The organism is Methylobacterium crusticola (assembly GCF_003574465.1).
Classification (GTDB): domain Bacteria; phylum Pseudomonadota; class Alphaproteobacteria; order Rhizobiales; family Beijerinckiaceae; genus Methylobacterium; species Methylobacterium crusticola.
The window spans coordinates 20,948-33,854 of sequence record NZ_KZ984622.1 but is presented as its reverse complement, the minus strand read 5'-3'; the positions used below and the strand labels follow the sequence as shown (position 1 = coordinate 33,854).

Annotated in this window: 10 protein-coding genes; 9 read left to right on the top strand and 1 reads right to left on the bottom strand. The window is 73.2% G+C overall.

Annotated features, from left to right (window positions below):
- Positions 1–22: 22 nt before the first annotated feature.
- Together flgK and DT057_RS02385 are read left to right on the top strand one after the other, a co-directional pair.
- Positions 23–1,897 (top strand): flagellar hook-associated protein FlgK, encoded by a 1,875-nt coding sequence (gene flgK, locus DT057_RS02390; protein WP_128560525.1) that lies wholly within the window; start codon positions 23–25, stop codon positions 1,895–1,897.
- Between the two features lie 19 nt (positions 1,898–1,916).
- Positions 1,917–3,704: a hypothetical protein gene (locus DT057_RS02385; RefSeq protein WP_128560524.1), complete on the top strand. Its 1,788-nt coding sequence runs from the start codon at positions 1,917–1,919 to the stop codon at positions 3,702–3,704.
- Between the two features lie 39 nt (positions 3,705–3,743).
- Here DT057_RS02385 and DT057_RS02380 read toward each other — a convergent pair whose 3' ends face one another.
- Complete coding sequence (locus DT057_RS02380; protein ID WP_128560523.1) at positions 3,744–6,095, bottom strand: oxidoreductase; 2,352 nt, start codon at positions 6,093–6,095, stop codon at positions 3,744–3,746.
- Positions 6,096–6,456: 361 nt separating this feature from the next.
- Between DT057_RS02380 and DT057_RS02375 the strand changes: the two genes are divergently transcribed.
- The 7 genes from DT057_RS02375 to DT057_RS02345 all read left to right on the top strand — a co-directional run bounded on the left by DT057_RS02375 (position 6,457) and on the right by DT057_RS02345 (position 12,845).
- A complete protein-coding gene (locus tag DT057_RS02375; RefSeq protein WP_128560522.1) occupies positions 6,457–7,647 on the top strand; it encodes an ABC transporter substrate-binding protein in 1,191 nt (396 codons plus the stop codon).
- Positions 7,648–7,672: 25 nt separating this feature from the next.
- Complete coding sequence (locus DT057_RS02370) at positions 7,673–8,596, top strand: branched-chain amino acid ABC transporter permease (RefSeq protein WP_128560521.1); 924 nt, start codon at positions 7,673–7,675, stop codon at positions 8,594–8,596.
- Positions 8,593–9,588: a branched-chain amino acid ABC transporter permease gene (locus tag DT057_RS02365; RefSeq protein WP_128560520.1), complete on the top strand. Its 996-nt coding sequence runs from the start codon at positions 8,593–8,595 to the stop codon at positions 9,586–9,588. The genes DT057_RS02370 and DT057_RS02365 overlap by 4 nt, the downstream gene beginning before the upstream one ends.
- Entirely contained in the window at positions 9,585–10,340 is a 756-nt protein-coding gene (locus DT057_RS02360) for an ABC transporter ATP-binding protein (RefSeq protein WP_128560519.1), read from the top strand. Before DT057_RS02365 ends, DT057_RS02360 begins: the two co-directional genes overlap by 4 nt.
- A complete protein-coding gene (locus tag DT057_RS02355; RefSeq protein WP_128560518.1) occupies positions 10,340–11,035 on the top strand; it encodes an ABC transporter ATP-binding protein in 696 nt (231 codons plus the stop codon). The genes DT057_RS02360 and DT057_RS02355 overlap by 1 nt, the downstream gene beginning before the upstream one ends.
- 87 nt (positions 11,036–11,122) lie before the next feature.
- Positions 11,123–11,581, top strand: coding sequence for a cupin domain-containing protein (locus tag DT057_RS02350; protein ID WP_128560517.1), 459 nt, complete (start codon positions 11,123–11,125; stop codon positions 11,579–11,581).
- Positions 11,582–11,585: 4 nt separating this feature from the next.
- The gene (locus DT057_RS02345) at positions 11,586–12,845 is read left to right on the top strand and encodes a flavin-dependent oxidoreductase (RefSeq protein ID WP_128560516.1); all 1,260 of its coding nucleotides are present in this window, start codon (positions 11,586–11,588) and stop codon (positions 12,843–12,845) included.
- The last annotated feature ends 62 nt before the right edge of the window (positions 12,846–12,907 follow it).

The window sequence follows — 12,907 nt, the reverse complement described above, 5'->3', positions numbered from 1 at the left end:
CGCCCCGCCCCCGCGAGCCCCGATGTCCCTGAACGCCCTCAACACCGCAACGGCCGGCCTGCAGGTGACGCAGGCGGCGATGGGCCTCGTCGCCCAGAACGTCGCCAACGCGGGCACCGCGGGCTACGTCAAGCGCGTCATGAACCCGGTGGCGCAGCTCGGCAACGGCGGCGTCAGCACCGGCGCCGTCGCGCGCGTGCTCGACACCGTCTCGCTCAAGCAGCTGCGGCTCGAGACCGCGGGGGCGGCCTACACCAGCCTCACCGCCAAGGTGCAGGGGCAGCTCGACGCCCTCTACGGCACGCCCGGCAGCGCCACCGCCCTCGACGGGGTGATGAACGGCTTCGCGCAGTCGCTCCAGGCGCTCGTGAGCGACCCGAGCTCGGCGCCGGCGCGCAGCACGGTCGTCAGCAACGCCAAGTCGCTGTCGGGCCGGATCGCCACGATCGCCGGCGGCGTGCAGGACCTGCGCAGCGGGCTCGAATCGCAGCTCGGCGGCGACGTCGGCTCCGCCAGCGAGCTCCTGTCGCAGATCGCCGACTTGAACACCAAGATCGTCGCCGTCACCGGCAATGCCAGCGGCGACGCGAACGCGGCCGAGCTCCTCGACCAGCGCGACGCGCGCATCACCGAACTGTCGCAGCACCTCGACGTCCAGGTCAACGCCCTGCACGACGGCTCGGTCACGCTCCTCACCACTTCGGGCGTCACGCTCGTCGACCACGGCTCGGCGACGGCCCTGGGCTTCGACGGGCGCAGCACCCTCGCGCCCGGCGCCGTGTTCACCATGGACCCGGCGACCCGGGGCGTCGGCACCGTGACGGCGACGACGCCGGCCGGGGCGAAGATCGACCTCGTGGCGACGGGGGCGCTCCGCTCCGGCTCGATCGCGGCCGCCCTCGCGCTGCGCGACGACACCCTGGTCCAGGCCCAGCGCCAGCTCGACGACCTGGCGGCCGGCCTCGCGCGCTCGCTGAGCGACCGCGACGTCGCCGGCACCCCCGCCGCGGCGAACGGGGCGTCGGGCTTCGACATCGACCTCAGGGGCCTCCAGGCCGGCAACGCCGTGACGATCGCGTTGCGGGACGGCCAGGGCCTCACCCGCAACGTCATCCTGGTGCCGACGGCCGGCAACGCGCCGGCGGCGATCGACCCGGCCCAGACCGCCGACCCGACGGCGCGGGTGGCGACGTTCGACATCTCGGGCGGGCCAGCGACCTTCGCGGCCGGCATCGCGGCGGCGCTCGGCGGCGGCTACGCGGTCTCGGGGGTGCCGGGGGCCGCCGCGGGCGCGGTCCGGATCACCTCGGGGAGCGCCACGCTCACGGGCGTCTCGGCCTCCGTCACCGTGCCGACGAGCGCGGCCGACACCCGGACCGGGGCGGGCCAGCTGCCGCTGTTCGTCGATTCGGGCTTCGGCAACGGCGTGTTCACGGGCTCGTTCGAGGGCGGCTCCCACCTGACCGGCCTCGCCCAGCGCCTCGCCGTCAACCCGGCGGTCGGCGCCGACAGCACCGCCCTCGTGGCCTACGGGGACAAGACGGCCGCGGGCGACGCGGCCCGGCCGCAATTCCTCTACGACGCCCTGACGAGCCGCAGCACGACCTTCTCGGCCGCGAGCGGCATCGGCGGGGTGAGCGCGCCCTACAGCGCCTCGGTGCAGAACTTCGCGCAGCGGATCATCGACGCGCAGGGCGCCGGGGCCGCGCAGGCCCAGCAGCTCGACGAGGGCCAGCAGATCGCGCTCTCCACCGCCCAGAGCCGCTTCGGCAAGGAGTCCGGCGTCAGCGTGGACGAGGAGATGGCGAAGTTGATCCAGCTCCAGACCGCCTACAGCGCCAACGCGCGGGTGCTGACGGCGGCCCGCGACATGCTCGACACCCTGCTCAAGATCTGATCGGACAGGACGCCGGACCATGACGATCGCCCCCTTCGCGGCCGGGACCGCCGCCAGCGACCTCAACACCCGTCGCCTGGTGGCGATGAAGGCGCAGCTCAACGACCTCTCGGGCCAGCTCGGCAGCGGGCGCACGGCCGAGACCTACGGCGGCCTCGGCGCGGGGCGGACGGCGAGCCTCGGCGCCCACGCCCAGATCAGCAGCCTCGACGGCTACATCGCGGCCGCGGCCGGGGCGACGACGCGGGTGTCCCTCGCCACCGCGAGCGTCCAGCAGGTCGCGACGCTCGCCTCCTCGACCTGGGCGGACCTCGGCAACAACCTGACGGGGGCCGGCACCACCGCCCGCGGCAGCCTCCAGAACATCGCCGCCGGCCGGCTCGGCGGCGCCCTCGACGCCCTCAACCAGAATTCCGGCGGACAGTACATCTTCGGCGGCCGCGCCACCGACCGGGCGCCCGTGGCGAGCGCCGAGCGCATTCTGGGCGGCGACCCGGCCTCGGGCCTCGACGGCGTCGCGGCCCTCATCGCCGAGCGCAACGCCGCGGATCTCGGGACCGGGACGCCGCGGACCGGCCGGCTCGCCCTGGCCGCCTCCGGCAGCAGCGTCACCCTGTCGGAGAGCCCGGACCCGTCCGTGCGGGCCAATTTCGGCTTCACCATCGGCGCGGTCACGAGCTCGAACCCCGCCGGGCTGTCGGTCACCGCCCCGGCCGGCGCACCGGCCGCCGCGACCCTCGGCTTCGCGAGCCAGCCGGCGGAGGGCGACATCGTGCGGGTGACGGTGCAGAACCCGGACGGCAGCCAGGGCTTCGTCGACCTGACGGCGCGAGCGACCGGCGGGGCCGGCAGCTTCGCCATCGGGGCGGACGCCGCCGCGAGCGCGCGGAACCTCGCGGCGGCGCTGGGCGGGCAGACCGTCGTCGGCGCCCAGAGCGCCACCCCGCCGGGCGTCGCCGCCACCCTTGCCGGCGGCACGCCGGGGGCGGCCACCCTCACGGTCGGGGCGGCGCTCCGGGCGGGCGACTCGGTGCAGGTCACGGTCGGCCTGCGCGACGGCACCAGCCAGACCCTGACGCTCACGGCCGCCGCCGCCCCGGCGGCCGGCCGCTTCGCGATCGGGTCGACGCCCGCCGAGACCGCCGCCAACGTGCGGACGGCCCTCGCGGCCGCCCTCGACCAGACCGCCACGACCGCGCTCGCGGCGAGCTCCGCCACCCGGGCGGCGGGCGACTTCTTCGCCGCCTCCTCGTCGCCCGGCCTCAGCCCGCGCCGGGTCGCCACCGACCCGGCCGGCAACGCCACCGGCTACGTCGCCGACCCGAGCGGCCGCAGCGTGATCTGGTACGCCGGCGACGACACCTCCGCCGACCCGCGCCAGACCGCCCTCGTGCCCGTCTCCCGCGACCAGTCGGTGGCGATCGGCGCGCAGGCGAACGAGCCCGCCCTGCGGGCGGCCCTGACCGGGTTCGCGGTCCTGGCGAGCACGAGCTTCGGCAGCACCGACACCGACAACACCCGCTTCGCCGCCTATGCGGGCCGCGTGCAGGGCCTGCTGCGGCCGGACGGCGGGGCGCAGACGCTCGAGCAGATGACGACCGAGCTCAGCCTCGCCGCCAGCACCCTCGACACCCAGAAGAGCCAGAGCGCCGCCACGAAGGTGATCCTCCAGAAGACGGTCGACGACACCGAGACCGTCTCGACCGAGGAGGTCGCCGCCAAGCTGCTCACGCTCCAGACGCAGCTCCAGGCCAGCTACCAGACCACCTCCATCCTCTCGAAGCTGAACCTCGCGAGCTACCTCTGAGGCGCGCGGCTTCCCTCCCGCCGCGCCGGAGACGCGCGCTCAGGCCGGTCCCGCCTCGATCGGGCGCGGGCGGGCCTTGCGGCGCAAGCCGATCTCCTGCTCGCGCAGCTTCGGCAGCTCGCGGTGGGCCTGGTCGCGGCCCGCGAGGTAGGGCTTGGGCCAGGCCTGGTTCCGGGCGTCGTACCAGGCGGCGGCCTGGCGGCAGAAGTTCGGGTTCCAGAGGTGCGGGCGCCCCAGCGCCACGAGGTCGGCCCGGCGGGTGTGCAGGATCGTGTTGACCTGGCCGGCCTCCGTGATGGCGCCGACCGCCATCACGGCCATGCGCGAGTGGTTGCGGATCGCGTCGGCGAACTGGACCTGGAACATGCGGCCGTAGACCGGGCGCTGCCCCGCCACCGTCTGGCCCGCCGAGACGTCGACGAGGTCGCAGCCCGCCTGCGCGAACCCTTCGGCGATGGCGGCGGTGTCGGCCTCCGAGATGCCGCCCTCGGCCCAGTCCGTCGCCGAGATGCGCACCGACATCGGCCGCTCGGCCGGCCAGACCTCCCGCATCGCGCCGAACACCTCGAGCGGGTAGCGCATCCGGTTCTCGATCGCGCCCCCGTATTCGTCGTCGCGGGTGTTGGTCAGGGGCGAGAGGAACGACGCCAGCAGGTAGCCGTGGGCGCAGTGGAGCTCTAGCATGTCGAATCCCGCCCGCGCGGCCCGCGCGGCCGCCTGCACGAAGTCGTCCCGGATGCGGTCCATGCCGGCCCGGTCGAGGGCCGCCGGCACCTGGCTGACGCCGTCGATGTAGGGGATCGCGGAGGCCGAGACGATCGGCCAGTTGCGGGCCTCGTCGGCGAGCGGCCGGTCCATGCGCTCCCAGCCGAGCTGGGTCGAGCCCTTGCGGCCGGCATGGCCGAGCTGCATCACCATCCGGGCCGCCGTGTGCGCGTGCACGAACGCGACGATCCGGCGCCACTGCGCCTCGTGCGCGTCGGTCCAGAGCCCGGTGCAGCCCGGGGTGATGCGGGCGTCCGCCGACGGGCAGGTCATCTCCGTGAAGACGAGGCCGGGGCCGCCGAGCGCGTGCGAGGTGTAGTGCACGAAGTGCCAGTCGGTGAGATTGCCGTCCTCGTCGGCCGCGTACTGCGCCATCGGCGCCATCGCGACCCGGTTCGCGACCTCCATCCCCCGCAGGCGGAACTTCGTGAACATCGGCGTCGGCCGGGACTCGCGGTAATCGTCGCCCGTCCCGGCCCGCAGCTGCTCGTAGAAGGCCGTGTCGACCGCCGCCACGTAGGCGGGGTCGCGCACCACGAGGTTGTCGTAGGTGATGGACTTGGCCCGGCACATCACCACCATCGAGAACTGCTCCGGGCCCATGTCCCAGGAGCGGCCCATGTGCTCGAACCAGGCGAGCGAGACGTCGGCGTTGTGCTGCACGACCTGGCAGGGCGTGCGCCGCGCCGCGTCGTAGGCCCGGAAGGCGGCCTCGACGCTCGTCCCGGCCTCGGCCACCAGGGCGTCGGAGAGCGCGATGGCGCACTCCATCGCGAGCTTCGTGCCCGAGCCGATGGAGAAGTGCGCCGAGGCCTTGGCGTCGCCGAGCAGCACGATGTTGTCGTGCCACCAGTGATGGCAGAAGATGCGCGGGAAGCGCCGCCAGGTCGAGCGGTTCAGGAGGAGGCCGTGGCCCTGCAACTCCTCGGCGTAGAGGGCCTCCAGGGTGCGGCGGGAGCCCTCCTCGTCGGTCTCGACGAAGCCGTGGCCCCGGTAGCAGGCCTCGTCCATCTCGAACACCCAGGTCGAGCGGCCGGGCTCGTACTGGTAGGTGTGGGCGCAGACGATGCCGTGCGGCGTCTCGCGGAAGAAGTAGTTGAATTCGTCCATCGGCCGGGTGGAGCCCATCCAGCAGAAGCGATTGGCCTTGAGCTCGACCTCGGGCCGGAAGCTCTCGCGAAAATGCTCCCGGATGCGCGAGTTGATCCCGTCCGCCGCGACCACGACGTCCGAATCGGCGTACCGGGCGGCGATCTCCTGCGGCGGGACGCTCTCGCCGAAATGCAGCCCGACCCCCTCCTCCCGGCAGCGCTCCTGGAGGATGTGCAGCAGGCGCATCCGGCTGATGCCCGCGAAGCCGTTGCCGCCGCAGCGCATCACCGTGCCCTGCTTGTGGATGGCGACGTCGTCCCAGTACGAGAAGGCGTGCCGGATGCGCTCGAAGGACGGCCGGTCGCGGGACAGGAACTCGTGCAGGGTCTCGTCGGAGAACACCACGCCGAAGCCGAACGTGTCGTCGGCGCGGTTCTGCTCGCGCACCTCGACGGTCCAGTCGGGCCGGCGCTTCTTCGTCAGGAGGGCGCAGTAGAGGCCGCCGGGGCCGCCGCCGATCACCGTGATGCGCATGGGGGCTCCTCCTGAAGACGCCGCGAGTGCCGGGCCGCGAGATATTTTAGAGTTAAACTATCTCGGTGCAAGCGGCGGTTTCGGGGTCGGGCGCGCGGGGGCCGGGCCGGCCGCCGGGGCGAGCCGGCCGGTGCCGGGTCGCCGCGTCCGCTGCGAAGATTTCGTCCATGATTTCAGCATTGTGCCTCGCTGCATTGCACAAACAACGGTCACCCGAGAATTCTTCCGCCGGACGGTTGCCAGACGATATTTCATGCGTAAAGTAATTGGCTGGAGGCGGGGCCGGGCGCGAGCCGGCCCGACGCCCCGGCGCGAGGGGCGGGCCACGGGCGACGCACGCGACACCTGAAGGGGACCTGGGATGATGCCGATCCGGACCGCCGCCCTCCGCCTTGGCGCCGCGCTCGCGGGCGCGACGATGCTGGCGGGAGGTGCCGCCGCCGAGGGCGCGGACGGCAAGCTCAGGGTCGGCCTGATGTTCACGCTCTCCGGCCCCTCGGCGGTTCTGGGAGAGCAGGGCCGCGACGGCTTCATGCTGGCGGTCGAGACCCTGGGCCGCAGGCTCGGGGGCCTCGACACCGAGGTGGTGGTGGTCGACGACGAGCTGAAGCCCGACGTCGCGACGAACAAGGCGCGCGAGCTCGTCAAGCGCGACCGCGTCGACTTCGTGGTCGGGCCGACCTTCTCCAACGTCCTGCGGGCCATCGTGCGGCCGGTGGCGGATGGCGGCGCCTTCCTGATCAGCCCGAACGCCGGCACCTCCAACTACGCCGGCCCGGAGTGCAACCCCAACCTCTTCGTCTCGTCCTACCAGAACGACCAGGTCCACGAGGTGCTCGGCAAGTACGCCCAGAACAAGGGCTACAAGCGCCTCGTCCTGCTCGCCCCGAACTACCAGGCGGGCAAGGACTCGCTCGCCGGCTTCAAGCACTCCTACAAGGGCGAGGTCGTGAACGAGATGTTCACGCCGCTCGGTCAGCTCGACTTCTCGGCGGAGCTCGCGCAGATCGCGGCGGCCCAGCCCGACGCGGTCTTCGCCTTCATGCCGGGCGGCATGGGCGTGAACCTCGTGCGCCAGTACCGGCAGGCGGGCCTGGGCGAGGTGCCGTTCCTGTCCGCCTTCACGGTCGACGAGAGCACGCTGCCGGCCCAGAAGGACGCGGCGGTCGGCTTCTTCGGCGGCGCCAACTGGGCGCCGAACCTCGACAACCCGCAATCGAAGGCGTTCGTGGCCGCCTACGAGAAGAAGTTCGGCAGCGTGCCGGGCACCTACGCCATGCAGGCCTACGACGCCGCCCTGATGATCGACAGCGCGGTCAAGGCCGTGAAGGGCAACCTGAAGGACAAGGACGGCCTGCGGGCCGGCCTCAAGGCGGCCGACTTCACGTCCCTGCGGGGCAGCTTCAAGATCGGCAACAACCACTACCCGATCCAGGACTTCTACCTCGTCAAGGCGGCCAAGCGGCCCGACGGCAAGTTCGAGACGCAGATCGCCGAGAAGATCTTCACCAACTACCAGGACACCTACGCGGCCGAGTGCAAGATGAAGTGACGCGGGCGCGGCCGGGGGTGCGGCGATGCTCAACCTGTTCCTGATCCAGGCGCTGAACGGCGTCCAGCTCGGCATCCTGCTGTTCCTGGTGGCGGCCGGGCTGACCCTGATCTTCGGGGTGATGGACCTGATCAACCTCGCCCACGGCGCCCTCTACATGATCGGCGCCTACCTGGCCGCGACCCTGACGGCGCTCACCGGCAGCTTCTTCCTCGGCCTCGCGCTGGCGCTGCCGGCGACCCTCCTGTTCGGCATCGTCCTCGAGGTCTTGGTGGTGCGCCACCTCTACGAGCGGGACCACCTCGACCAGGTGCTCGCCACCTTCGGGCTGATCCTGATCCTCAACGAGGGCGTGCGGATCGTCTGGGGCTCGGGCCCGCTGAGCGTGCCGGTGCCCGAGATCCTGTCGGGATCGGTGCTCCTCGTCGGCACGCTGCACTACCCGCTCTACCGCATCGCCATCATCGCGGCGGGCCTCGCCACGGCCCTCGGCCTCCACCTCCTCGTCAACCACACCCGCCTCGGCATGCGCCTGCGCGCGGGCGCCACCCACGGCGCCATGGTGGCGGCCCTCGGCGTCGACATCCGGCGGCTGTTCATGGTGGTGTTCGGCCTCGGCGCCATGCTGGCGGGGTTCGCCGGCGCCATGGTGGCGCCGATCCTCTCGGTCGATCCCGGCATGGGCGACTCGGTCTTGATCCTGACCTTCGTGGTCATCGTCATCGGGGGCGTCGGCTCGGTGCGGGGCGCCTTCGTGGCGGGCCTCCTCGTCGGCCTCGCCGACCAGCTCGGGCGCACCTTCGGGCCGATCCTGCTGCGCAGCGTGCTCGACGCATCCGCGGCCTCGCAGACCGGGCGCACCCTCGCCCCGATGCTGATCTACATCCTGATGGCGGCGGTCCTGTTCTTCCGGCCCTCGGGGCTTTTTCCGATGCGGGGCGGGCGATGACCGCCCTCGTCGCCCGCGCCGCCGCCGAGCCGCCCCGACGCCGGATCGGCCTCTCCGGGACCGCGGTCGCGGCCGGGCTGATCCTCGGGGCCTTCGCGCTGGTGCCGGTCGCCGCGCAGGCCCTCGGGCTGCCCTTCCTCGTCGTCACGGCGACCCGGATGATGATCTTCGGGCTCGCCGCGCTCTCCCTCGACCTCGTGCTCGGCTACGGCGCCCTGGTGTCCTTCGGCCACGCCGCCTTCATCGGGATCGGCGCCTACGCGGTCGGCATCCTCGACGCGCACGGGGTCCATGACCTCGGCCTCCAGGCCCTCGCGGCGGTCGCGGCCTGCGCGCTCTTCGCCCTCGTCACCGGGGCGATCTCGCTGCGCACGCGCGGCGTCTACTTCATCATGATCACCCTGGCGTTCGGGCAGATGGCCTACTTCTTCATGGTCTCGCTCAGCGCCTACGGGGGCGACGACGGCCTGCCGCTGTCGCGGCGCTCGACGCTCGCCGGGCTGCCCCTGCTCGAGGGCGACCTGCCCCTGTTCTACGGCGTGCTCGCGGTCCTGGCCCTGTCCTGCCTGGCGCTCCACCGCGTCGTCGGCTCGCGCTTCGGCCGGGTGCTGCGCGGCACCCGCGACAACGCCGTGCGCATGCGGGCGATCGGCTTCGCGCCCTTCCCGTACCGGCTCACCGCCTACGTGGCGGCCGGGGCGCTCGCGGGCCTCGCCGGGGTGCTGCTCGCCAACCAGGCCGAGTTCGCCTCGCCGGCCTACATGAGCTGGCAGCGCTCGGGCGAGCTCATCGTCATGGTGGTGCTCGGCGGCATGGGGACCCTGGTCGGTCCGATCGCCGGCGCGGCGGCGCTCATCGCCGTCGAGGAGGGGCTCGCGCACTATTCCGAGCACTGGCGGCTCGGCCTCGGGCTCCTGCTGGTGCTGGTCGTGCTCCTCACCCGCGGCGGCCTCGCGGGCCTCGCGGCCCGGCTGACGGGGGCGCGCCCGTGAGCGCCCCGCTCCTCAGCGTCCGCCACCTGCGCAAGGCCTACGGCGCCCTCAAGGTCACGGACGACGTCGGCCTCGACGTGGCGGCGGGCGAGCTCCACGCCATCATCGGCCCCAACGGCGCCGGCAAGACCACGCTGATCCACCAGCTCTCCGGCAGCCTGCCGAGCGATTCCGGCGAGGTGCGCCTCGCCGGCGAGGACATCACCGGCCGCTCCATGGTCGAGCGGGTGCGCCGCGGCCTCGCCCGCTCGTTCCAGATCACCTCGGTCCTCGACGGCTTCTCGGTGCTCGAGAACGCCGCCCTGGCGGTCCAGGCGCGCGCGGGGTCGAGCTTCCGGTTCGTCCGGCCGGCCGCCCGCGAGGACGCGCTGAACGAGGCCGCGATGGCCGCCCTCGCCCGGGTCGGGCTCGCCGACCGCGCCGGGCGGCGCGCCGGCAGCCTCTCGCACGGGGAGAAGCGGCAGCTCGAGATCGCGGTGGCGCTCGCCACCGACGCCCGCCTGCTCCTCCTCGACGAGCCGCTCGCCGGCACCGGCCCGGAGGAATCCGCGATCCTCGTCGGGCTGATGCGGGACCTCAAGACGACCCACACCATCGTGCTGATCGAGCACGACATGGAGGCGGTGTTCGCGCTCGCCGACCGGATGAGCGTGCTCGTCTACGGCCGGGTGATCGCCAGCGGCGATCCGGCCGCCGTGCGGGCCGACCCCGAGGTGCGGGCCGCCTATCTCGGCGAGGAGGAGGCGGCCTGATGCTGCGCGTCGAGGGCCTCGAGAGCCAGTACGGCGATTCCCGCATCCTGTTCGGGATCGACCTCGCGGTGGGGCGCGGCGAGGTGGTGACGCTGCTCGGCCGCAACGGCATGGGCAAGACCACCACGATCCGGTCGATCTTCGGGCTCCTCAAGCCCCGGGCCGGACGGGTGTGGATCGACGGCGAGGACATGACCGGGCGCCCCTCCCACCTCGTGGCCCGCCGGGGCCTCGGCCTCGTGCCGGAGGGGCGCCAGGTCTTCCCGACCCTCTCGGTGGAGGAGAACCTGCTCGCCACCGAGCGGGGCCCCCGGGGGGCGAAGTGGACGCTCGAGGCGGTCTACCGCCTGTTCCCGCGCCTGAAGGAGCGCCGGCGCAACGGCGGCGACCAGCTCTCGGGCGGCGAGCAGCAGATGCTGGCGATCGGCCGCGCCCTCATGACCAACCCGCGCCTCGTGGTGCTGGACGAGGCGACCGAGGGCCTGGCGCCCCTGATCCGGGAGGAGATCTGGCGCTGCCTCCAGGCGATCAAGCGGGAGGGCGAGGCGATCCTCGTCATCGACAAGAACGTCGATGCCCTCGCGCGCTTCGCCGACCGCCACGTGGTGATCGAGAAGGGCCGCGTCGTCTGGAGCGGGACGACCGAGGAGCTGCGGCGCGCCCCGCAGGTCAAGGACAGGTTCCTGCACGTGTGAGGGGCGGATCCCCCGCACTGGTGCAGGGTCCCGCTCCGGTTCGGGGGCGGGCCGGCGCGACGGCGTAACGACACGATGGAGCGTTCCATGACGAGCATGAGTGCAGGCGTGACCCGGGCCAACGAGGGCATCGAGGGCATCCGCTGGAACATCCTCGGCCAGACCTACGTGCCCAAGCAGCTCTCCGAGAGCTCGCTGTCCTGGCACGCCACCTTCCCGCCCGGCACCTTCGTGCCGCCCCACATCCACCCGAACCAGGACGAGTTCATCTACATGCTCGAGGGCCGCCTGACCCTGGTGCTGGACGGCCAGGAGAGCGCGGCCGGGCCCGGCGACACGGTCCGGCTGCCGCGGGGCCGGCCGCACGGCCTGTTCAACCGCAGCGACGCGGACGTGAAGTGCGTGTTCTGGGTCGCGCCGGCGCGCCGGCTCTACGACCTGTTCTGGGCGCTCCACAACCTCGGGCCGCAGGCCGACCCGGCCGACGTCGTGGCGGTCTCGGCCAAGCACGAGGTCGACTTCCTGCCCCCTCCCGAGGCGGAGTGAGCCCATGGCCGTCATCATCGTCGGGGCCGGCATCGGCGGCCTCGCCACCGCCCTCATGCTGCACCAGCGCGGCATCCGGGCCGAGATCTACGAGCAGTCCCCCGAGGTGCGCGAGGTCGGGGTGGGCATCAACACCCTGCCGCACGCGATCCGGGAGCTCGCCGAGCTCGGCCTGCTGCCGGCCCTCGACCGGGTCGGCATCCGCACCCGCGAGCTCGCCTACTTCAACCGCCAGGGCCAGGAGGTGTGGCGCGAGCCGCGCGGCCTCGAGGCGGGACACCCGGTGCCGCAATTCTCGATCCACCGCGGGCGCCTCCAGGGCGTGCTGCACGAGGCGGTGCGCGCGCGCCTGGGCGCCGACGCGGTGCGCACCGGCCTCGCGCTCGCGGGCTTCATGCAGGACGAGGGCGGGGTCACGGCGCACTTCACCGACGCGCTGAGGGGCGATGCCGGGCGCACCGTGCGGGGCGACGCGCTGATCTGCGCCGACGGCATCCACTCGGTCGCCCGGCGCGCCTTCTTCCCCGACGAGGGACCGCCGCGCTGGGACGGCGTCCTCATGTGGCGCGGCGCCGCCGAGTGGGCGCCCTGGGGCGACGGCCGCACCATGGCGATCGGCGGCGGCATGGGCGCCAAGTGCGTGCTCTACCCGATCGCCGAGGGCCGCGAGGGCCGGCAGCTCATGAACTGGGTGGTCTTCGTCAAGATGGCGGACGGGCGGGTCTCGCCGCCCCCGAAGGAGAGCTGGTCGCGCCCGGCCCTGCGCGCGACGGTGCTGCCCTACGCCCGCCGCTTCACCATCCCGGGCTTCGACCTCGCGGCCCTGGTCGAGGCGACGCCGCAGGCCTTCGAGTACCCGATGTGCGACCGCGACCCCCTGCCCCGCTGGACCCACGGGCGGGTGACGCTCCTCGGGGACGCCGCCCACCCGATGTACCCGGTCGGCTCGAACGGGGCCTCCCAGGCGATCCTCGACGCCCGCGCCCTCGGCGACGCCCTCGCGCGGGCCGAGCACCCGGCCCAGGCGCTCCACGCCTACGAGGCGGAGCGCCGGCCGAGGACCGCCGAGATCGTGCTCCTCAACCGCAAGGGCGGGCCGGAGCGGGTGATCGACGAGGTCGAGAAGCGGGCGCCTGCCGGCTTCGCGCAGGTCGACGACGTCCTGAGCCGCGCCGAGCGCCAGGCGATCGTCGGCGGCTACGCCGGAAAGGCGGGCTTCGCCGCGGCCGAGCGGCCCGGCCCCTTGCGGGTCGCGGCGGGCTGAGGCGCACCCCCGGCCCCGGGCCCGGGCGCGCCGGAAACGTTCAAGGTTGAAGCAATTCGTGA